Here is a 22,028-nt window from a genome sequence, read left to right on the forward strand (position 1 = left end):
AAAGTCTAGTTTTGAACAGGCAACAACTGCCAAGTTTCATCAACAAAATCCAACTTAAAATCTGCATAACCAGAATAAAGGTCATCAAAAACCTCTACCACACGGTATCCTTCAGCCCGCAGAGCATTTACTTTTTTCCAAAGGGCATCACTCGAACAAACAGGAGACAGAACTGTTTTTGGTTTATTAACCACAATATCTGCCAAGGCCACCAAAGCTTTCACATCAGTACTAAAACCTGTTGCAGGCCGAGAACGACCAAATACCTGACCAATATTGTTATAACGTCCACCACGAGCAATCGCATTCCCATGACCAGGAACATAAGCGGCGAAGACTACGCCAGTATGATAACTATAAGAAACCAAATCACTCAGATCGAAATGTAAACCTACCGCAGGGAATCGTTCAGAAATAGAATCACTGAGCTGCTTTAATAGTACAATCGCGCTACTAATAGACTCACTAACATTACCAAACAAAGTGGTCGCAAGCTCTAACACTTCCTTTCCACCACATAAACGAGGTAAACCAACAAGCCATTGTTTTTTGACTTCACCAATATCTAACTCGTCAACGTATCGATCAAGCTCTGGAAGATCTTTGGTTTTATAAAATTCAATTAATTTACCTTCCTGATCAGCACTGAGACCACAAGCAGCAAGAACACCGCTAACAATATCAACATGACCAAGATCAAGCACAAGATTAGGCAACCCAGCAACAGATAATGTTTGTAACATCAAAGACAAAACTTCGATATCACTCTCTACACCACCGTGACCATAGATTTCTGCACCGAGTTGAATCGGGCTACGAGTGCCATCTAAACCTGCAGGCATAGTCCTCAAAACACTGCCGCAATAACTTAAACGCTGAACACCATCATCTTTAAGACAATGAGCATCAATACGAGCAACTTGCGATGTAAAATCCGCACGTATCCCTAGAAGTCGACCAGACAATTGGTCAATAACTTTAAATGTCTCAATTTCTAGGTCTGAACCAGCACCTGTAAGAAGTGAATCCAGGTACTCTAAGAGAGGAGGTATTACTAGATGGTATCCCCAACTTTCATGGAGATTAAGCAGAGTTCTTCTAAGGTGTTCAATTTTAGCCGCCTGTTCTGGCAACGCTTCATCGACTCCCTCAGGAAGCAACCAGCGATCTGCTAATGTCATTAAATTATCCTCTTAGCTTCGTGTCAGCAAAAGAAGCGTTAATCCAAGAATCATACTAACCACACCCAGAATACGTAAATTAAAGTCTGAGCTTGCGATTGCCCTCACCATTATTTCTCGCCATACATTAGGAGCGAGAAAAGGCAAAAAACCCTCGACGATCAATAAAAGGCTGACGCCAACCAACAGCGACTGCAACAATTCTTGCATAGATTCTCTTTATTTTGACCATTAAAAAACCGGGCCAAGCCCGGTTTGAGTAATAGTACCATGTTTCCTATTTTAACAAATAGGTCTCATGTACGATTATTGATGAATATCCACTCTATTTCTTGGCACTGCTCGTTGAACTATTCAAATATTTAAAGAATTCACTATCAGGCTCAAGAACAAACAAATCATTGTTGCCATTAAAGCTTTCACGGTAAGCCTGAAGACTACGATAGAATTCGTAAAACTCAGGATCTTGCGTATAAACTTTAGAATAAATCGCAGCAGCTTTTGCATCGCCATCACCACGAATCATCTCAGCGTCACGCTGTGCTTCAGCCTCCAACACAACTTGTTGGCGATCGGCATCGGCACGAATACCTTCAGCAAGCTCTAAACCTTTCGATCTATGCTCACGAGCTTCACGCTCACGCTCAGTTCTCATACGCTGGTAAACAGACTCACTAACATCAGGCGGTAAATCAATTCGCTTAACACGAATATCAACAATAGAAATACCCAGTTCATTTTGAGCAACCAGATTTAGATCTTCACGCAACTCAGTCATCAACTGATCACGTTCACCCGAAACCACCTCATGCATAGTTCGCTCACCAAACTTATTTCGAAGACCCGTATCAACACGAGAAGACAAAACACGATTAGCAACAAACTCATCACCAGAAGTTGCTTGATAGAACTTAGCGACTGAGTCGATCTTCCATTTAACATAGGAATCTACAACAACGGCTTTTTTCTCTAACGTCAAATAACGCTGAGGACGGGAGTCCATTGTTAAAATTCTTGCATCAAACTTCTTAACTTCATTCATGATTGGTAATTTGAAATGCAAGCCAGGTTTCACATCAGCTTCAACTATTTCACCAAACTTGAGAATAACCGCTCGCTCTGTTTCATTCACAACAAAAAGCGTTTGCGAAGCAACTAACATACCGAGAAGAACAACAAATAAAACGGAAAAAGAAAAACCTTTCATTAGTTTCTGCCCTCTCTACGAATTGTTGTACTTTGACGCTTACGGATCTCTTCAATCACTTGATCCGTTAGTGTCCCAATATTTCCAGCACCAATAGATCCAGCCCCATCAGAGGAGCCAGCGCGCTGTTTCATTAATTGATCCAAAGGCAAATACATCATGTTATTTCCACCCTCAGTATCAACTACAACCTTATTCACGTCTTTATAAACAGACTCCATCGTTTCAATATACAAACGACGACGAGTCACTTCTGGCGCTTTAACATACTCGCGATACAAACGATCAAAACGATCAGCCTGACCACTTGCACGGGCAACAATTTCAGATCGATAAGCTTCTGCTTCTTCTCTGATACGCTGGGCACGACCACGAGCCTCAGGAATGATACCGTTAGCATAAGATTCAGCTTCGTTACGAACTCGCAACTCATCCTCTTTCGCTTTGATAACATCATCAAATGCTTCCTGCACCTGATTTGGCGCCTGAGTATTCTCGACGTTAACTTTTGAAATCAACAAACCTGTATTATAAGCATCACTATAATCTTGAATTCGAGCCTTAACACCAACTGCCAATAGCTCTCGACCTTCCGTTAAGATTTGGTCCATTTCTGAGCTACCAACAACATGGCGAAGCGCACTTTCAGTGATCTGAGCTAAAGATTCTTCAGGATTACGCACATTAATCAAGAAATCTTTTGGATCCTGAACAGAATACTGAACAGAAACACCTACCTCGACAATAGCATCATCAACCGTAAGCATTAATGCTTTATGGTCATGCGAACGCACTTTAGTGACATTCACCTTGCTTACCGAGTCAATCATAGGTGGATTCCAATGAAGACCTGGCATCACTGTAGAGTGGTACTTACCTAAACGAAGTACAACACCGCGTTCCTGTTGGTCAACCTGATAAACACCAGCAGAAGCCCACAATGCAATCAGTGCAATTAGAATAATAGCAATTAAGCCACTTCCTAGTTTTCCTGACATACCGGAACCACCACCATTAGAGCCACCAGCTTTACGGCCTTTTTTAACGCCAAGCATGCCCATTAGTTTTTGAAAAGCTTCATCAAGATCCGGAGGACCCTGCTCTTTTCCACCTGATGGACGACCCCAAGGGTCATTTTTGTCGGCATCTTTTTCACGATCAGCATCCGGACGCCCAGAACCATTATTACGGTTTTTATCTGGATTCCATGGATCATTGTCGTTATTACCCGGTTCATTCCAGGCCATACTACATCTCCACTTTATTTTAATGATAATCCTGCGCAATTTATGCGGCCTGTATCTGATCCTCAGACAACCCAGCACGCGCTAAAATTTGCAAATAATCTTTTTTAGGCAATCTCACTTCAAGAACAGATCGACCCGTCTCATCAAAACGCTCCGATCTAACAGCACCATGCTCAAACAACATTGCTCTTAAACGACCCGATTCATTAGATAATGAAAGCGTCTCATTAAAAACATCTTCCGAAAGCAGTTCTGCTATCGCTTGCTTAAGTAAATCGATACCTTGCCCATCACGAGCAGACAACCAAACTCTATAAGGGTTCCCGTCAGCATCTCGATCTATGCGCGGCTCAACTGTTTCCAGAGCATCAATTTTATTAAAAACCTTTAATGTTGGCACTTCGCTAGCCCCAATCTCCTCCAATACAGAATCAACATGAGCCATATTTTCATCACGAGAAATATCAGCAGCATCAACAATATGCAACAACAAGTCCGCTTCAGAAGACTCCTTTAAAGTCGCCTGAAAGGCTTTAATTAATCGATGGGGAAGCTGTCGAATAAAGCCAACGGTATCCGCCAAAACAATTGAACCTATTTGCTCAACATCCAAGCGTCTTAACGTAGGATCCAACGTGGCAAACAATTGATCCGCAGCATACACATCCGACCCAGTCGCACGATTAAATAAAGTGGACTTACCTGCGTTGGTATAACCAACCAAAGAAACGGTTGGAACTTCAGATCGAGAACGAGAACGACGATTTTGATCTCGCTGAGAACCCACTTTACCCAATCTTTTTTGAATGGCTTTAATACGTTCTCGCAACAATCTACGGTCAGTCTCTAATTGAGTCTCACCAGGTCCACGCATACCAATCCCGCCTTTTTGACGTTCAAGATGCGTCCAACCTCGAATAAGGCGAGTTGACATATGTTGCAACTGAGCAAGCTCGACCTGCAACTTACCTTCATGGGTTCGTGCACGTTGAGCAAAAATATCCAATATGAGACCGGTACGATCCAATACTCGACACTGTAAAATACTTTCTAAATTACGCTCTTGGGAAGGAGATAAAGCGTGATCAAAAAGAACGACTTCCGCCTCTTCTCGATCAACAATATCTTTTATTTCGGCTAGCTTACCGGTACCGATAAAATACCGAGCATCAGGTCGCTGACGTGAACCTGTAACAACAGCAACAGGATCAGCACCAGCAGAAATAGCAAGTTCAACAAACTCTTCAGACCCATAAGACTCATTTTTATCATGAAAATCTATATGAACCAGCACAGCTATATCACCACTATCTGGACGTTCAAAAAACAATAGAATATTCCTCAGCTTGCCACATCAAAGGCAAACTATTCAGCTTCGTTTGCTTGCTGTTCAGGAGCAGGCACATTAATTGTGCGAGAAGGAACAACAGTAGAAATGGCATGCTTATACACCATTTGGCTTACTGTATTTTTCAAAAGAATCACAAATTGATCAAATGATTCGATTTGTCCTTGAAGTTTAATCCCATTAACAAGAAAGATAGACACAGGTACTCTTTCTTTACGTAGGATATTTAGATAAGGGTCTTGTAATGATTGCCCTTTTGACATTGGAATCTCCTTAAGCGAGCGATAAATATTAAATTAAATATTGATAAAACAATCTTGTAGATAGTACACCAAATTTTTATCTATTTCCCCTATATAATCCTGCTTTCTATGTAATTCAAGGCCTCAGGCACAAGATCTTTCGATAAACTATCAAAAATCATCAAATCCTCCCATCCTCTCAACCAAGTAAGCTGTCTTTTGGCCAACTGACGAGAAGCAACAACACCTTTAAAGATAGCATCTTCTAGCAAATCGTCACCGTTTAAATACTGCCATAGCTGTCGATAACCAACACAACGCATTGAAGGCATATCAATCGACAAATCACCGCGATGATAAAGACCTTCAACTTCCGCCAAAAAGCCTTGTTCCATCATTTCATAGAAACGCTGCTCAATACGCTCATGAAGAACACTTCTTTCTTGTGGCATCACCGCCATATTAATCATATTAAAAGGCAAGGAAACACTACCTTGCTCAGACCAAAGCTGAGTCATGGATTTTCCTGTCAAACGATAAACCTCAAGCGCCCTTTGCAACCGCTGAGGGTCATTAGGATGGATGCGTAAAGCAGCATCAGGGTCAATTTTTTTCAACTCTTCATGTAAAGCAGCCCACCCCTTATTCGCTGCCTCTTGCTCAATCTCAGCACGCAATGCCAAATCAGCATTCGGCATCTCCGCTAAGCCTTTTTGCAAAGCATTGAAATACATCATAGTACCGCCAACCAAAAGGGGAGTTTTACCTTTTGATAAAATTTCTTGCGCCTGTTCCACAGCATCAGCAACAAAATCTGCAGCCGAATAAGATTCAAGCGGATCAATAATATCAATCAGCCTGTGAGGCGCCCTTGCCAGCAAAGCAGCATCCGGCTTTGCTGTCCCTATATCCATACCCTTGTACACCAAAGCAGAATCAACACTAATAATCTCAAAATTATGATTTTCAGCTAACTCTACCGCTAACCTTGTCTTTCCTGAGGCTGTCGGACCCATCAAGCAAACAACATATGGTTTTGTCATTTTTAACGCCCTCTCAAAAAGAGTTTATCCAAATCAGACATACTTAAATGCGCCCAAGTTGGTCGACCATGGTTACACTGTCCACTTCGCTCTGTTATTTCCATATCTCGAAGTAGACTATTCATTTCTGAAATCGTTAGTTTACGATTAGCACGAATGGCACCATGACATGCCATAGACGCCATCAGCTCATTAGCACGAGATTCCATAAGATCAGATACACCATTGGCGGCTAAATCACTGATCACATCACGAACAAGCCCTTCAACATCACCTCGAATCAGGATAACAGGAACTTCACGAACCATGACACTTTCCAACCCTGTACGCTCTACACGAAAACCAAACGATTCAAAAACAGTACCACTCTCTTCAACCAAGTCCGCTTCACTTTGCGACACGGCAACATTGATTGGCACCAGCAAAGGCTGTGATGAAATGTTTTTTTGATAAAAAGCCGTTTTCATTCTTTCATAAACAATGCGTTCATGAGCAGCATGCATATCAACTAAAATTAGCCCTTGCTCACTCTCAGAAAGTATATACACACCATGCAATTGGGCTACAGCAAAACCTAATGGCGGAACCGCCTGATAGCTTACACCTTCAACAGCTGAAACATCGCCTCCTAAAGAATGAGAAGGTGAAGACTCTTTTATCTCCCCAGTTTCAGGGTCAATAACTTCAGCACTAGACGCATAATTTTGTGCATAACTAGAAAGCTGACGCATTCCATCAAGCTGACCTCGAACATCACCTGAAACGGGTGCACCTTGTGATGCTCGCATCCAATCCATGCTATTCGAAGCCGCACGATTAGATAAAGGCAAAGCAGACTGCTCTTTCATTTGCTGCTCATTAAGCATAGGGACATTTGACAAACTATCATTCTGCATCCCCGTTGGAGCACCATCCGATTCAGGCCTAACGTCTGCAATAGCCTTATGTATTCGACTGAATAAAAAGTCATGCACCAAACGGCCATCACGAAAACGCACCTCATGCTTAGTTGGATGCACGTTCACATCAACAGTAGAAGGGTCTAACTCAAGATACAAAACAAAGGTAGGATGACGGCCATTATATAAAACATCACGGTAAGCCTGGCGAACGGCATGAGCCACCAACTTATCTTTAACAACTCGGCCATTCACAAAAAAATACTGAAGATCTGCCTGTGAACGAGAAAACGTTGGCAAACCAATCCATCCCCATAAACGCAGTCCAGCCGCCTCGACATCAAGCGTTAAAGAATTCTCAATAAACTTTTTACCTAATAAGGTAGCAAGTCGATGCTCAGCATGAAGCTGATCTGTTACAGGACGAAGGTCATATACTTGTTTGCCATTATGACTCAACCGAAAACCTGTCTCATAACGACTCAACGCCAATCGCTTCACCACCTCTTCAAGATGAGTAAATTCAGTCTTTTCAGTACGCAAAAACTTACGGCGTGCGGGCGTATTGAAAAACAAATCACGCACATCAATTGTTGTTCCTTGCGGATGCGAAGCTGGGCGAATCGCCGCCGCCATATCTTTACCTTCCGCTTCCACTCGCCAAGCTTCCGTCTCGCCTTCTGCCTGAGAAGTCAGATGCATTCTGGAAACAGAACTGATACTTGCTAGGGCCTCACCACGAAACCCTAAAGTACGAACAGCCTCTAAATCATCTAACGTGATAATTTTACTGGTTGCATGACGGCTCAAAGCCAAAGAAAGATCATCTTTAACGATTCCAGTACCATTGTCCCGAATTTTAATACGGCGAACACCACCCTGCTCCACATCTATATCGAGTTGCGAAGCCCCCGCATCTAAACTATTTTCAAGTAACTCTTTCACCACAGAAGCTGGTCGTTCAACCACCTCACCTGCAGCAATTTGGTTCGCTAAACGTGGTGATAAAAGATTAATTCTTTGCATGAACGACCTTTAATAGAAGATACTTCCAATCAAAAATTAGAAGTAAAATTAGATTTTATCCGGCAGGAATAACCAGTTTTTGACCAATCCAAATAACATCGTTTTTCAGACTATTCGCTTGACGTAATACGCTGAGCGACACTTGATTACGTCGTGCAATTTCAGACAAGGTATCACCCTTCCCAACCGTATAAATATAATCAGAATGGCTTTTTTGCTTCCAAGCAACCAGCGTTCCGTCCGGTGCGTTTTTAGTAAAATACTCAATCACACCTTTTGATATGGAAGCGGCCAATTTCACTCGATAATTCCGACTAGATAAGTTCTTTGCTTCCGTTTTATTTGAAACAAACCCAGTTTCAATCAAAATAGAAGGTATATCAGGAGATTTCAATACCACAAAACCTGCTTGCTGAACGCTATCCTTATGAAGTTTAGCAACACTACGCATCTCCCCCAAAACACTTTTACCGATATTCAAACTCATCTGAATTGTCGAATTCATAGACATATCTAACAGAACCTCGGCCAACAGTTGATCTTTATCATCTAAGGAAATCCCACCAACCAAATCCGCTGAATTTTCCTGCCTTGCCAACCAACGCCCCATCTCAGAACTCTTACCACTTAATGATAACGCCCAAACTGAGGCCCCACGCGCACTCGCTTTTGTAAACGCATCCGCATGAATAGAAATCATTAAGTCTGCATTGGACTCACGTGCTACTCGGGATCGGTCTCGTAACTTGAGGTATACATCCGTTGATCGTGTTAATACCGCTTTAAAACCATCAACCGCATTAATACGACTCGCCAATTCTTTAGCAATAGATAAAACAATATCTTTCTCTCGAACCTTGTATTGTCCTAAAGCGCCAGGATCTTTACCCCCATGCCCAGGGTCAATAGCAATAACAATGTCACGCTTTTCTTTAGATAAGTTCGCTAAGCTTTTAACAACAGTCGCTGGTTTTCTGTCACCATACTCAAGTTCAATTAGAATCCGTGGCCCATAGGTCCCACTCGCTGAAAGAACTGTGCTTTTTGCTTTTGCAGACTGAGATAAGTCCAAAACAAAGCGCACGCCATTATCTCTTTTCGCATAACGAACTCGCATCAAAACGCCCGAAGACAGAGCCGACAACCCATTAACAACAGACGTGTTTAGATCAACCCCACTTAAATCCAAAACAATACGGTCAGGATTTGAAAGAGGAAAAAGACGATGCTCTGCTGCATCAGAAAGTTCAAAAACAAGACGAGTCACCCCTTCTTGCTGAGCAACACGAATATCTCGAACTTCTGCGGCAAATAGATTTAAAGATGCAACAGATAAAATAAAACCAATAAAAATATAAAGACTATTACGAAATTTAGTATGCATATCAGACAGCTAGCTAGTATATATGTCCCACTATAACTGCTGATTAAGTGGATCTCAATCTTACTTATAGTAAAGACTTCTATACATCAAGACGCTATAGCACCTCGCGCAGCATTTAAAATGTCATTACCTTTTGAGGTTTTTGCCACTAAAGAGACATGACGCCCTTGATTAATCAAACTAAGAGAGACAATAAGGTCCGCTTCAGGTAATACTCCCTCCCCCATTTCAGCCCATTCAATCAAGCACAAACTACCATCATTAAAATAATCACGAATCCCCATATACTCTAGCTCTTCAGCATCCGTCACACGATACAGATCAAAATGAAATGCCTCTAGGCCATCTAACTCATAAGGCTCAACTATCGTATAAGTTGGACTTTTTACTGGTCCTTCATATTCTAAGCCCCGTAGAACGCCTCTTACTAATGTGGTCTTGCCCATTCCTAAATCGCCTTCCAAATAGACAACACCACCAGCACGCAATGAAGACGAAAAGATCTCACCTAATTTCTCCATTGCTTCTTCACCATACACATCTTTTTCTATTCGCATTACATCTTTATCCTTTCTTCACTCAAACGGAGCAAAACAAATATTCAAACAATTCTAATACAGAAACCTTTTGAAACAAGACTAGATAGATCATAATCAAAACATCGGCTTTATTAATCAATAACAATAACTTCCAATAAAGAGCTCTTATGGACTGGTTTCTTATCTCTCTCATCGCTATCGCTGTTTTCATAACAGGTATATCCAAAGGTGGTTTTTCTGGTGCCTTTGGCGTTATTGCAGTCCCCTTAATCTCACTTCAAACTTCTCCCACTATTGCCGCGGCAATTATGCTTCCCGTACTTTGCGTTATGGACATTTTTACCGTTCAAAAGTTCTGGAAAAAATGGAATACAGAACAGCTTATTAAATGTATTCCAGCGGCTATAATCGGCATCATTATTGGAGGATTAACGGCATCGTGGTTTTCTGTAGAATGGCTAAAAATTGTCGTTGGCGTCATCGCGATTGGTTTTACAATCAACTCATGGCCAAAGAAACACAAAACATCTCAAAGAAAGCCACTCAATTCGATAGCAGGTAGGTTTTGGTGTGCACTTGGAGGCTTCACCAGTTTTATCGCTCATGCTGGCGGACCACCAATGAGCGTATATTTACTTAGAACCAATCTAGACAAAACTCAATATGTTGCTACTGCGGCCGTTATTTTTGCAGTTATAAATTACGTTAAACTTATTCCTTACGGTATGCTTGGACAATTACACACATCAAATATCCTACTATCCCTTTGCTTTACTCCTCTTGCTTATATAGGTGTACAACTAGGGGCATGGCTACACTACAAAATACCAACCGAAACTTTTTTCAAATACATGTATTTTTTTCTATTCTTAACCGGTGTCAAATTAATCTGGGACGGCACTTCCGCACTTATCTAGAAATCAATTAACAACCGATAATGCAAATAAAACAGTGTAAGCACCTAACCCATATAAACAACATTAGGCGCTTACACTTTTGGATATCTATACTAAAACCATTAACCTCAAGATTACCACTTAGCTCAATCTAGATCTAAACCAAACATAGTACGACGATAATGCTTAAGCTCACCAATAGACTCTAAAATATCGTCCATTGCCAAATGCGATCCAGACTTTTGAAAACCCTCCAACGCTTCTGGTTTCCAACGTTTAGCTAATTCTTTTACCGTGCTCACATCAAGGTAACGATAATGAAAAAAACGCTCTAGATTTGGCATATAACGATATAGGAAGCGACGATCCTGACCAACACTATTACCACATATTGGTGAAGCACCAGAAGGTACATATTGAGCTAAAAACTCAATCGTTTCTTTTTCAGCCTGCTCCATACTAATAGTCGAAGACAACACTCTTGCCGTCAAACCAGAATCGCCGTGATGTTGTGTACACCACTCATCCATTGCATCCATTACAGACTTCTCTTGATGTACCGCAAGGCTAGGACCTTTCGCCAAGACATTAAGATGCTTATCGGTCACAACTGTCGCGATCTCAATAATTGTATCTGTTTCTGGGTCAAGGCCCGTCATTTCCAGATCAATCCATACTAAATTCTCTTCATTTAAGCTCATAACCATCCAAATCCTTTATTATCAATGCCAAGCATTATACTCTATGCGCCTTACTATATGACCAGACGAATATAATGTCGAAGCGAAAACTTACTAAACAACAAACTTGGCGAATTGAACGAATTCAAAAAGAGCGTGTAGAACGCACACAAAAACGAGGCGATGTTGCTGAAGAGCTTCTTCAATCATCAGACCTTGGGCCTGAAACAGAAGGCATTATTATTTCCCACTTTGGCACCCAAGTGGAAGTAGAAGGCACACAAGAGCCATTTATCGGTATTTCCACACGATGCAATCTACGCGCTAACCTAGGTCAACTAGTGACAGGCGACAAAGTTGTTTGGCGTCCAAAACAAAATGAAGGCGGCGTTGTTGTTGCCACAACACCAAGGCACACCTCACTGTCTCGCCCAGATATGCATGGCAGAATAAAACCCGTTGCGGCCAATATAGATCACATCATTGTTGTTATTGCAGCTGAACCTGTTGCCCATGCGAACTTAATAGATCGCTATTTAGTGGCTGCCGAAACGGTTGGCATTCCGCCTGTTATATTATTAAACAAGTGCGATTTAATAGACGAAAGTAACCAATCAGACCTCAACGAACTTTTAAAAACCTACGAAGATTTGGATTACAAAATCATTCGAACTTCCATCAAGCATCAAGAAGGCATGGAATCGCTTTATTCCTTCTTACAAGATAAAACCAGTGTTTTTGTAGGGCAGTCAGGCGTGGGGAAATCATCCCTTATCGGAACCCTTCTTCCCGATATAGACATTACCGTTGGTGAATTATCACAAAAGAGAAAGAAAGGCGTTCATACCACAACCACAGCACGCTTATTCCACATGCCAAAAGGCGGCGACCTTATAGACTCTCCAGGAATACGTGAATTTGGTTTGTGGCATATATCAGAAGACGAGCTAATGAATGGCTTTATTGAGTTTCGCCCTCATATCGGCTACTGCCGATTCAGAGACTGCGCCCATGAAAAAGAACCTGGCTGCGCCATTCTAGAAGCTCTAGAAAAAGGTGAAATTACACAACACCGCTTCCAGAGCTTCTTAAGAATCAAGCACTCAATCAGAGAAAACCAAGCTTTTTAGAATGTAGTGTCCGGCGTCAATCTAACATCAGATTGGCGCATTGGAACACCAAAGTTCCGACGATTACGTTCTAGCATTTCCTTATAGGCATCATCTGTTAATAGCGTAATACTGATACGCCTATTTTCAGGGCTGTTTCTATCTGATCGATTATAAGGAACCGTATCAGACAAACCTATCACCTGGGCAATCCGCTCATCCACAACACCACCCTCTTCCAATATACGACGAGCAGCATTTGCCCTTAACGCAGATAAATCCCAATTATCCAACCGATCTGAATCACCAAATTTAGAAGAATCCGTATGCCCTGTGATAACAATTGGGTTGGTTACGTTATTAAAAATCGGGGACATGGCAAGTAAGGTATTTTCAATATCCGGCATCATTCGAGCACGTCCTCGCTCGAACATGGGCTTATTGGGATCATCAAGTAAAGTGATACGAACACCTAACGGGGTAATCTCAATACGTAAGTTTTTTTCTTCAGAAAGCACGATGTTCATTTTTTCCATCTGCTCAAGTACAAGGTCATTTAAGCTTGTTGAATCCGCCGTTTCTGAACCACTACCACGTCTAGTTTCTATTGACTGAACATCCGTACTACCCGTTTCTGGTAATTGTAAGTCTAGTTTTTTCTCTACACTTTTTGCAGGACTGCCACCTAAATCAATAGGATTAGCACTATAACCTGCGGTAGATGGCCCCATAGGATCTTGAAAATACCCTTCTATGCTAGCTAGCTCTTCAGGAGAAGCCACGCTCAACAGCCACAACACTAAGAAAAGAGCCATCATAGCCAAGGCAAAATCAGCTAAGGCTATTTTCCAGGCACCACCATGATGCCCTCCTTTTTTGACTTTTTTAACTCGTCGAATAACTAAGCCGTTAGCCATGTAATATCCTCCATAATCTGGCGTAAGCTCATACTAGCGATACTGCTTAAGTTCATCAGACAACTCAACAAAGCTTGGACGCATGTCAGGCGGAAGCAGTTTACGACCTGTTTCAGCTGCCACTGCTGGCGCATAACCAGAAACAACAGAGTTTAAGCTAGCCTTAATACATAGATATGCCTTTAGTTCATGCGCACCTAAACTCTCCAGATGAGAAGCAGCCGGACCGACAAATCCGTAACCAAAAAAGATACCTAAGAAAGTACCCACTAAAGCTGCCGCAACGTGCGCTCCAATTTCTTCCAATGGTCCACCAATAGACCCCATAGTAATAACAATACCAAGAACGGCTGCCACGATACCAAAACCGGGTAAAGCCTCAGCAACACGAGTCAAAGCATGACTTGGCGCAACAAGCTCTTCTTGAATCTGCTCGATTTCATTATCCATAATGGCGTCGATTTCATAGGCAGGAAGACCTGTAAGAGTAAAAATTCGGTAATTATCGGTAAGAAAATTAACCACTTCATGATCTCGAACCACGTCAGGAAAGCGATTAAATAATTCACTTGTGAAAGGAGACTCAATATCTTCTTCAATGGAAAGGAAACCATCTTGACGACTCTTTTGAAAAAGACAGTAAATCAAGCCCAATAACTGTAGATAAAATCTTTTATTATGTCGGCTCCCAGCAAAAACCTGAGGTAACATAGTGAATACTTTTTTCTGGACAATAAATGGGTTAGCAACCATAAAAGCCCCAAATGCTGCACCACATATAATAAGCACTTCAAATGGTTGCCATAATGCCAACATATTGCCATGAGACGCTAAATATCCAACCACAACACTTATGATAACCACTAGCACACCAGCTAATGCAAACATATACTCTTCCTTAATACTTACAATGTATGCTCTTATCTCAATATACAGTATGATGGATGAGATCAAAAACATAAGAATGCTTTAAACAGACAAATAACTGAGCCATTAATGTAACCAGCTATGAAAGACAAGTCACCTTCTAGCCTAAATGAATGGCTACATTTTTTAAAAAATAAAAAATTTCCAGTTAAATCGGCCAATTTGGCGCGCCTAAAGAGCCAGATTAAAAGAACAGAAGATACACTTGATACATTGGATGCAATGCAAACCAACATAGCATCAGATCCAATGCTCGCCTTTACAATACTCAACGAAGCAAATCGCATCACCCCCAGCAAAAGCAGCCAAATCAAAACGCCATTCCATGCGGCATCTATGATAGGTATGAAGGGAATTGCCAAACTATTCAACCGTTTTACACCATATAACCTTAAAAACAAAAAACAACCACCGCATCTAATTGCCTTCTTAAGTCAGGTGCAAACCAGTTATGAAGCAGCCAGCATCGCAAAATACTGGGCAATAAAAAACATATCTGGCCATGAAGATGATATTTTTTGGATAACCTTATTTAGAGACTCAGCAAGATGGCTATTATGGTTTTATGCTTACCCATTAATGACTGAAATTTCCCAAAGAGTAATACAAGGTGAAAAATCAAGCGAAGCTGAACTCAGTGTCTTAGGTTGTCGTATTGATGAACTAACCGTTCACATGTGCACATATTGGAATACATCGAATGAAATTGTTGACTCCTTTCTTACCAAGCACATTCCAAACAGCAAAGAACTACAAGAGCTAGCACATCTTGCTCATCACCCAGATGAGTTACCTGGATTTACCGAAAATAAAAGATTAACCATATTGTCAAACAGCCCGCTTATTTTTGCTTATTGCGCGACAAAAGTAGCAAGAGAAGCTAATTTAATGGGATGGGATTCGAAAAAACTGCCTTTTTTCTATCGTATTGTGGCAACTGTTATGCACCGTCATCTCGGTGAAGTTATTCAGACAGCACATTTAGCAACCACCGAAGCTGCAGCGCTCCATAATATGGGCGGCAAGTTTCCTCTTGCACTACAACTGCTAGATCCAGAGCTATTTAGCAAGAAAAAAGAGTTAAAAAACCATCACTATCACCACTTGCTATATTGAAAACAAGCATTGGCGATAAGACTAATTTAGACATCAAACAAAAAGCCAACTTAGCATTAAAAGCAACAAAACAAACCATTCCCAATATGCAGCACTGTATTATTTTTAAACATTCAACAAATAAAACGCTGCCTATCTATCAATCTGGCTATAACATAGAAACCATTAAATCAATTCAATGGAATGCACCATCGAATGTGTTTAAAAAGCTATCAAGCAAAAAATCTGCGACACATTTATTTGGACAAAAACTCGAAGACTTACTAAAAGACTTCCCCCATACTTCTGATCAAATAATAGATACAAATAGTCATTTAATTCTTGCCTCCACACTCGCATCAAAGAATGAAATGATTATATTTTGGTTGGAAACTCGCATAGAGTTTAATGAACAAGATTATAAAAACCTTAAACAGATTGTGTCTTTAATCAGCCACAAGATTATATAAATTACCAATATCAGGATGAAACAAGTGACTAAAGATCAACTTTTCGCATTTGCACAACATATCACCCCTCAAAAAACATTGTCTCGCGTTATAGGGAAAATAGCGGAGTGCGAAAATGATTGGGTGAAAAATACATTTATTAGCCAATTTGTAAAAAAATACCAAGTCGATATGTCTGAGGCCATCAACAGCGACGCCTTGTCTTACCGTAATTTTAATGATTTCTTCACCCGCGCTATTCGCCCTGAACTTCGTCCGATTTGCGACGAAGAAAACAGCATAGCTTGTCCTGCTGATGGTGCAGTTAGCCAACTAGGCAACATAGAACACGGTACACTTTTTCAAGCCAAGGGCCACCATTACAGCTTAACAACACTACTAGGTGGCGATGCTTCTCTATCGGATCAATTCCTTGGAGGCTCATTTGCAACCGTGTACTTATCACCAAAAGATTACCACCGTGTTCACATGCCACTAACAGGCAAACTTACCAAGATGATCCATATTCCTGGCAAGTTGTTCTCAGTCAACAAAGTCACAGCAGAACAAATACCAAATGTCTTTGCTCGCAATGAACGCACTGTTTGTTTGTTTGATACCGAAGCTGGCCCTATGGCTGTCATTCTCGTAGGAGCAATGATTGTTGCGAGTATAGAAACGATTTGGGCTGGACAAGTAACCCCTTTTAACAAAAATGTCGTCACTTGGGATTATAAAGAATTAAACGATATTGAAATCAAAAAAGGCGAGGAAATGGGTCGATTTAAACTTGGCTCTACCGCCATCGTTTTATTTGGAAAAGACGCAATCAAATGGGACGAGTCCCTAGAAGCTGAAACACCAACTCAAATGGGAATGAAATTTGGTAAAACGCTTGAGAAATAACTAACTACCTCAACCTTAGTTCTCAACAGTTAATCAATAAACCCTAGTATTTTTACTAGGGTTTATTTTTTCGATTGATTTCTTACATGCTATTAAGTCTTTCCGTAGACTCTTTCGCATTAGAAACAGTTACTTCAAGATCCTTGATATGACCATTCCCTAAGCTGTAGCACCAGCCATGTACATGTAATTCTTGCCCTTGACGCCATGCGTTCTGAACAATACTGCTTTGACAAACATTCGCCACCTGCTCAACCACATTCAACTCACACATGCGATCAAAACGGGCGTGTTCGTCATCAATGGCATCTATTTCTTTTCTGTGTAGACGATACACATCTTTAATATGACGCAACCAGTTATCAATCATGCCGTGCTCTTCTGTACCCATTGCAGCCTTAATGCCACCACAGCCATAATGACCAACCACCATGATGTGTTTCACTTTTAACACATCAACAGCAAACTGAATAACGGACAAGCAATTTAAATCCGTATGTACCACAACATTTGCAATGTTACGGTGTACAAAAACCTCACCAGGCAATAAATCAACAATTTGGTTCGCTGGAACACGACTATCTGCACAACCAATCCAAAGATATTCTGGATTTTGCTGTTCTGACAATGTAGAAAAAAAGTCAGGATTGTCTGCGGTTACTTTTGACGCCCACTCTCTATTTTTACTAAAGAGTTCTTTTAAATGATTAGACACTATTTATTTCCTTTTTTCGGTACCAACGAAGTTTAATATCCGCAGTCAGCATAATCGACTCAAGTTGCTTAACGGCTTCTTTGCCATCATAAGAGGCTTTATGAATATGAGGAGTCATGCTTAATAAGTTTTGGATTTCTGTTTGGGAGTCTAGTGTAAAACTAAAAGTTTTTGCTTCCTCAGAAACCAAATCAAAATCGGCCACACCGTCGCTGTGAGTTTGTTTATAATCGTGAATTGACGGATACAATATTTGGCGTAACTCAATCAAATGATCTGCGCCCGACTCAACAAGGAGGAGCAAACCTGAATCTGTCAAAACCCTTGAAAACTCGTTAAATATAGGAAAACCAAATAAACATAAAATGACATCAAAACGTTGATCTGGTGTTGGTAAACTTGCGTTACTTCCCACCAACCAACTGATGTTTTTATCTCGTTTACTGGCTGCAGTAATCGCCCACTTTGAAATATCTAGCCCTGTAAGTTCCACTTCAATATGTCGATCCTGTAGAGCTTTACTTATTTCATTAAGGTAATAACCTTCACCACATCCTGCGTCTAATACCCTTACACCATTTATTAAACGATCTTTCGGCCAAGATGATAAAACAGCTTCAACAATAGGATAATAAAAGTCTTGATTAAGAAAAGCCTGACGAGCAGCAACCATAGCCTTACTATCACCAGGATCTTTAGAACGCTTATTCTGTACGGGTAAAAGATTTACATAGCCAGTTTTGGCTAAATCATAGGTATGTCCGTTTTCACACTTTAGACTGCGCTCATCACGACTAAGTGATAAAGAGTCTATAGGACAAGAAAGGTTTTCGAGGGTTGACACAAGGCATCCATAATTTTACATGTTTTGTAAGTTGTCGCTTGAATTAAGAGAATACTCCATTCGCCATAAACAGAATATAAAAAATTTTAAAATACCCAATTACTGCACTTTTAATGGGGACCAAAACGCCCAATATCCCCAAATCCCTGCCCTTGCATATAGGAAAGAAAATCTATATCAGATAATGGTTTAGAGAATAAATAACCTTGAACTTCCCGACAATCGTAACCGTTCAGTGTCTCTACTTGTGAGCGGTTTTCCACCCCTTCAGCAATGACCTTTAAGTTCAGGCTATTCGCCATCGCAATAGTCGCCTTAACGATGGCATCATTATCAAAATCAAGCCCTAAATCATTAATAAAGGAGCGATCAATTTTTAAAGTCTGTATTGGAAATTTTTTCAGGTAAGCAAGCGAGGAGTAACCTGTTCCAAAATCATCAATAGAAAGCGTTAAACCCAATTCACGAAAGCCATGCAGTTTTTCTATCGATTGTTTTGCATCAGCCATCAACATACTTTCTGTCAATTCAAGCTCAAACAATTCAGGATCCACACCTGTTTCATCAAGAATTCGCTTAACCATGTCGACTAGATCAGCCTGCATAAACTGTCGACTGGATAAATTTACCGACACCTTAATAGGAGGGTGGCCACTTTCACGCCACGCTTGCATTTGGCGACAAGCACGGCGAATCACCCACTCACCAAGAGGAAGAATCAAACCACTCTCTTCAGCTAATGGAATAAATTGATCTGGACTAATTAAGCCAAGCTCAGGATGAACCCATCGAATTAAGGCTTCAGCACCAACAACAGTTTCTTCTGGGAGACAAACTTTTGGTTGATAATAAAGTACAAACTGCTCGTCATCGATTGCCTTTCTTAATCCGCCACCCAATGTTAAATGTGCATTAATATTAGCAGCCATGTCTTTTTCATACACAAAGTACATGTTATGACCCATCGATTTTGCTCGATACATAGCCGCATCAGCATTTTTCAATAAATTATCTATATCATCCGCATGTTGAGGGTAACTGGCTATTCCTATACTGGCGGTGATCATCATTTCCATTTTCGCAACAGGATACGTATGACTCGCATTCTGCATAATGCTTTCTGCGATATTTTTTAATGAATCAATATTCTGTGTATTTTCTAATACAACCACAAACTCATCACCGCCTAAACGATAAAGGGCAGCTTCAGAAGGAATACTTTCTTTAATACGCTCCGCCACGCGAAGAATAAGCTCATCCCCAACCCGATGACCAAAGTTATCATTGACGACTTTAAAACCATCTAAATCGAGATACAAAAGACCAAATTCACGATTACGCTTTTGAGCATTAACCAAGGCGTTTTCAAGTTGCTGATAGAGTAAATTACGATTAGGCAAACTGGTTAAATTATCGTAATTATGTAATTTATAAAGGGCAACCTCATGATCTCTTTCTTCTTGAATGTCATGAGCTAATAAATAGACATTTTCCGTAGATTCATTCTGAGACGCTTCTATTCGATACCAGCGAACGGCATTTGCTGTAGACAATCTTATTTCTTGAGATAGGTTCTTGTGTAAAGCTAAACGACTGATAAAACTATTAGCGGCACTCGATACCGCGAATAAATCACGTATGTGATTAACATCACCAAAGTGTGTAGAAAAACATTCGCTTGATCGAACTCGGTTACCGCTTTTATCAAAAACAGCAATGGCTAAAGTTTTAAACCGTGTAAAAAAATCAATGCTTTGGCTTTCATTACTATGACTGATAGGTGTAACTGGGTGAGCTTCAACAGATAACCCTTTACGTGCGCCATCAAGTAAAACAACAGAGGCAATCACCTTATAATCACGATTGTCTTTTGAGGTAAACGGCCAATTGAACGGCAGCACATCGCCCTCATTAAGAGTCTCAAGATAAAAAGATAAACGCTTTCTCAAGGTTTCATCAATCATGCGTTGACCCAGTTTGATATCACCCAAAGAGTCTTTTAATAAAGCTTCTGCTGCGGCATTAAAGCATGGCACGTTCGATTGCTCTATATCTATTACCCACGCAGCGAGTGGCATTTTACAATGGAGCAATTTTGATAAATCAGTCATTTAATTTCAATACTATTAGAATATGCTTGAATCTATTTAATCTCTCACCAAGAGTCTGGAACAACAAACACACTTCTGTTTGTTGACTTAGATTCAGTGAGAGCATGGTATAAAAACACATGTTTAGGCCGATCATCATGTAGGAATTTCCTGACAAGATTGTAGGCGGATTGAAGAGAAAATAAAATAAATTTATCACTTATCTCTGGAAACGCCATCCAATGCGGCTTCTCTAACATATAAAAATGAGAGAAATGCTCCATCAATAAAGTAAAATCAGACTCTCGTATCCACCCTCCATAGCCATCTTGAGCCAACCAGGACACTATATCCTGTTGATTTTTTAATGCTAAATACAAACGACCAAAAACCAATAAGTTCGATTTAGGCACTCGATTTTTTACAATAGATTTAATTGCAGAAAAACCAGCCTCTGTTTGTAAAATGGACAATTGATGCTCTCTGGCTCTTGTCACTTTTTTTAATAAACTGTCATTCTTATTCGGCCCAATCCAATCATGTGGGTAAAGATCCGGCCTTTCTAAATAAAATTTAATCGCTATTTCAAATTGATGAAGCTCCCCTTCTGGCGTTTCTACCAGCATGTCTACTTCACCCAATGTTTTACCCTTACCTTCAATTTGAAAGTGCTCAATTTGAAAATGCTCAAGCACTACTTTTAACGAAGATAAGTTCTCTATCGCAAAAGAAAATAAGGTTTCAAAGTAACTGCCTAGGAAATGCGACTTACAAGCAGAAACTGCACTTATAAGTAACGTGGGATTGGAGTCCAATAAAAGCAATCGCTCTTCAGTATCAGAAAGCCAATATAATCCGAGGTCAAAATCTTGCTCGATATAGTGCCCTTCCACCAGCCAAGCTAGATCTTTTACGAAAGGGTGATGAATTCGATCTGAAATCACAAGATACCGCTTAGGTGTTGATCAATTCGATTTAAGCAATTCACTATCTGATTCACAATCGGCTTCGGTTTCAGCTTAAACGCCTCTTCCGCCATTGGAGAAATATGACAGCGAACCGGTAATTCGCCTCCTGAAGCCAGCAAAAGCTTGAAGCGCTCCATCATCACAAATCTTAGCCATTGTTCAAATGCCATGGTATCGATACAAAAAGGCTCAACGCTTTGTAATGCATCTTGAGTGGGCATTTCACAATCCCAAACACCACCATTTTGCATCGCAACTTGTAAATCCATCAATAAATCAGCCAAGGTATGATGGGTAGAAAAGGCTTTTTTCAACC

General features: G+C 40.6%; 23 protein-coding genes. 5 read left to right on the forward strand and 18 right to left on the reverse strand.

The genetic code is table 11. The features are described 5' to 3' along the window. Nucleotides 1-5: 5 nt before the first annotated feature. The 10 genes from AC0L3Y_RS16460 to tsaE form a co-directional block, all read right to left on the reverse strand. Nucleotides 6-1,181, reverse strand: coding sequence for an ATP phosphoribosyltransferase regulatory subunit (locus AC0L3Y_RS16460; RefSeq protein WP_473466494.1), 1,176 nt, complete (start codon nucleotides 1,179-1,181; stop codon nucleotides 6-8). Nucleotides 1,182-1,193: 12 nt separating this feature from the next. Next, a complete protein-coding gene (locus AC0L3Y_RS16465) occupies nucleotides 1,194-1,391 on the reverse strand; it encodes a DUF2065 family protein (protein ID WP_473466495.1) in 198 nt (65 codons plus the stop codon). A 115-nt stretch (nucleotides 1,392-1,506) separates the two neighbouring features. Then, the gene (hflC, locus tag AC0L3Y_RS16470) at nucleotides 1,507-2,388 is read right to left on the reverse strand and encodes a protease modulator HflC (protein ID WP_473466500.1); all 882 of its coding nucleotides are present in this window, start codon (nucleotides 2,386-2,388) and stop codon (nucleotides 1,507-1,509) included. Then, entirely contained in the window at nucleotides 2,388-3,635 is a 1,248-nt protein-coding gene (hflK, locus tag AC0L3Y_RS16475) for an FtsH protease activity modulator HflK (RefSeq protein WP_473466505.1), read from the reverse strand. The genes hflC and hflK overlap by 1 nt, the downstream gene beginning before the upstream one ends. A 40-nt stretch (nucleotides 3,636-3,675) precedes the next feature. After that, a complete protein-coding gene (gene hflX / locus AC0L3Y_RS16480) occupies nucleotides 3,676-4,965 on the reverse strand; it encodes a ribosome rescue GTPase HflX (RefSeq protein WP_473466508.1) in 1,290 nt (429 codons plus the stop codon). 35 nt (nucleotides 4,966-5,000) lie between these two features. Further along, on the reverse strand, nucleotides 5,001-5,246 hold the full coding sequence (hfq, locus tag AC0L3Y_RS16485; RefSeq protein WP_036162470.1) for an RNA chaperone Hfq: 246 nt from the start codon (nucleotides 5,244-5,246) through the stop codon (nucleotides 5,001-5,003). 89 nt (nucleotides 5,247-5,335) lie between these two features. Beyond that, nucleotides 5,336-6,268 (reverse strand): tRNA (adenosine(37)-N6)-dimethylallyltransferase MiaA, encoded by a 933-nt coding sequence (miaA, locus tag AC0L3Y_RS16490; RefSeq protein WP_473466516.1) that lies wholly within the window; start codon nucleotides 6,266-6,268, stop codon nucleotides 5,336-5,338. A gap of 2 nt (nucleotides 6,269-6,270) precedes the next feature. Next, nucleotides 6,271-8,193 (reverse strand): DNA mismatch repair endonuclease MutL, encoded by a 1,923-nt coding sequence (gene mutL / locus AC0L3Y_RS16495; protein ID WP_473466521.1) that lies wholly within the window; start codon nucleotides 8,191-8,193, stop codon nucleotides 6,271-6,273. 55 nt (nucleotides 8,194-8,248) lie between these two features. Next, the gene (locus tag AC0L3Y_RS16500; RefSeq protein WP_473466525.1) at nucleotides 8,249-9,577 is read right to left on the reverse strand and encodes an N-acetylmuramoyl-L-alanine amidase; all 1,329 of its coding nucleotides are present in this window, start codon (nucleotides 9,575-9,577) and stop codon (nucleotides 8,249-8,251) included. Between the two features lie 86 nt (nucleotides 9,578-9,663). Continuing rightward, a complete protein-coding gene (tsaE, locus tag AC0L3Y_RS16505; protein WP_473466530.1) occupies nucleotides 9,664-10,134 on the reverse strand; it encodes a tRNA (adenosine(37)-N6)-threonylcarbamoyltransferase complex ATPase subunit type 1 TsaE in 471 nt (156 codons plus the stop codon). 149 nt (nucleotides 10,135-10,283) lie between these two features. On the opposite strand from tsaE, the gene AC0L3Y_RS16510 reads away from it, so the two are divergent. Continuing rightward, a complete protein-coding gene (locus tag AC0L3Y_RS16510) occupies nucleotides 10,284-11,033 on the forward strand; it encodes a sulfite exporter TauE/SafE family protein (protein ID WP_473466533.1) in 750 nt (249 codons plus the stop codon). Between the two features lie 125 nt (nucleotides 11,034-11,158). Here AC0L3Y_RS16510 and orn read toward each other — a convergent pair whose 3' ends face one another. Continuing rightward, entirely contained in the window at nucleotides 11,159-11,713 is a 555-nt protein-coding gene (gene orn, locus AC0L3Y_RS16515; RefSeq protein ID WP_473466536.1) for an oligoribonuclease, read from the reverse strand. A 74-nt stretch (nucleotides 11,714-11,787) separates the two neighbouring features. Here orn and rsgA point away from each other — a divergent pair, with 74 nt between their 5' ends. Next, nucleotides 11,788-12,822: a small ribosomal subunit biogenesis GTPase RsgA gene (gene rsgA / locus AC0L3Y_RS16520; protein ID WP_473466539.1), complete on the forward strand. Its 1,035-nt coding sequence runs from the start codon at nucleotides 11,788-11,790 to the stop codon at nucleotides 12,820-12,822. Here the strand turns inward: rsgA and AC0L3Y_RS16525 are convergent. After that, complete coding sequence (locus AC0L3Y_RS16525; protein WP_473466544.1) at nucleotides 12,819-13,718, reverse strand: flagellar motor protein MotB; 900 nt, start codon at nucleotides 13,716-13,718, stop codon at nucleotides 12,819-12,821. The genes rsgA and AC0L3Y_RS16525 overlap by 4 nt on opposite strands. 33 nt (nucleotides 13,719-13,751) lie before the next feature. After that, nucleotides 13,752-14,606 (reverse strand): flagellar motor stator protein MotA, encoded by an 855-nt coding sequence (gene motA / locus AC0L3Y_RS16530; protein ID WP_473466550.1) that lies wholly within the window; start codon nucleotides 14,604-14,606, stop codon nucleotides 13,752-13,754. A 120-nt stretch (nucleotides 14,607-14,726) separates the two neighbouring features. On the opposite strand from motA, the gene AC0L3Y_RS16535 reads away from it, so the two are divergent. From AC0L3Y_RS16535 to asd, 3 genes are read left to right on the forward strand one after another with little or no spacing between them, the layout of a single operon-like run. After that, nucleotides 14,727-15,761 carry an HDOD domain-containing protein gene (locus AC0L3Y_RS16535; protein WP_473466553.1) on the forward strand — a complete coding sequence of 345 codons (1,035 nt, stop codon included), beginning with the start codon at nucleotides 14,727-14,729 and terminating at the stop codon, nucleotides 15,759-15,761. Further along, a complete protein-coding gene (locus AC0L3Y_RS16540; RefSeq protein ID WP_473466558.1) occupies nucleotides 15,758-16,210 on the forward strand; it encodes a hypothetical protein in 453 nt (150 codons plus the stop codon). Before AC0L3Y_RS16535 ends, AC0L3Y_RS16540 begins: the two co-directional genes overlap by 4 nt. Before the next feature lie 24 nt (nucleotides 16,211-16,234). After that, the gene (gene asd, locus AC0L3Y_RS16545) at nucleotides 16,235-17,095 is read left to right on the forward strand and encodes an archaetidylserine decarboxylase (protein WP_473466562.1); all 861 of its coding nucleotides are present in this window, start codon (nucleotides 16,235-16,237) and stop codon (nucleotides 17,093-17,095) included. Between the two features lie 82 nt (nucleotides 17,096-17,177). On the opposite strand, the gene can is transcribed toward asd, so the two are convergent. The 5 genes from can to AC0L3Y_RS16570 all read right to left on the reverse strand — a co-directional run bounded on the left by can (nucleotide 17,178) and on the right by AC0L3Y_RS16570 (nucleotide 22,026). Next, complete coding sequence (can, locus tag AC0L3Y_RS16550) at nucleotides 17,178-17,810, reverse strand: carbonate dehydratase (protein ID WP_473466567.1); 633 nt, start codon at nucleotides 17,808-17,810, stop codon at nucleotides 17,178-17,180. Continuing rightward, a complete protein-coding gene (locus AC0L3Y_RS16555) occupies nucleotides 17,803-18,654 on the reverse strand; it encodes a putative RNA methyltransferase (protein ID WP_473466572.1) in 852 nt (283 codons plus the stop codon). Before AC0L3Y_RS16555 ends, can begins: the two co-directional genes overlap by 8 nt. A 110-nt stretch (nucleotides 18,655-18,764) precedes the next feature. Continuing rightward, nucleotides 18,765-20,765, reverse strand: coding sequence for a putative bifunctional diguanylate cyclase/phosphodiesterase (locus AC0L3Y_RS16560; protein WP_473466576.1), 2,001 nt, complete (start codon nucleotides 20,763-20,765; stop codon nucleotides 18,765-18,767). A 44-nt stretch (nucleotides 20,766-20,809) separates the two neighbouring features. Further along, nucleotides 20,810-21,688: a DUF1853 family protein gene (locus AC0L3Y_RS16565; RefSeq protein ID WP_473466579.1), complete on the reverse strand. Its 879-nt coding sequence runs from the start codon at nucleotides 21,686-21,688 to the stop codon at nucleotides 20,810-20,812. Beyond that, nucleotides 21,685-22,026 carry a YqcC family protein gene (locus AC0L3Y_RS16570; RefSeq protein WP_473466582.1) on the reverse strand — a complete coding sequence of 114 codons (342 nt, stop codon included), beginning with the start codon at nucleotides 22,024-22,026 and terminating at the stop codon, nucleotides 21,685-21,687. The genes AC0L3Y_RS16565 and AC0L3Y_RS16570 overlap by 4 nt, the downstream gene beginning before the upstream one ends. Nucleotides 22,027-22,028 lie beyond the last annotated feature (2 nt).

This window comes from Marinomonas sp. GJ51-14 (assembly GCF_055808695.1).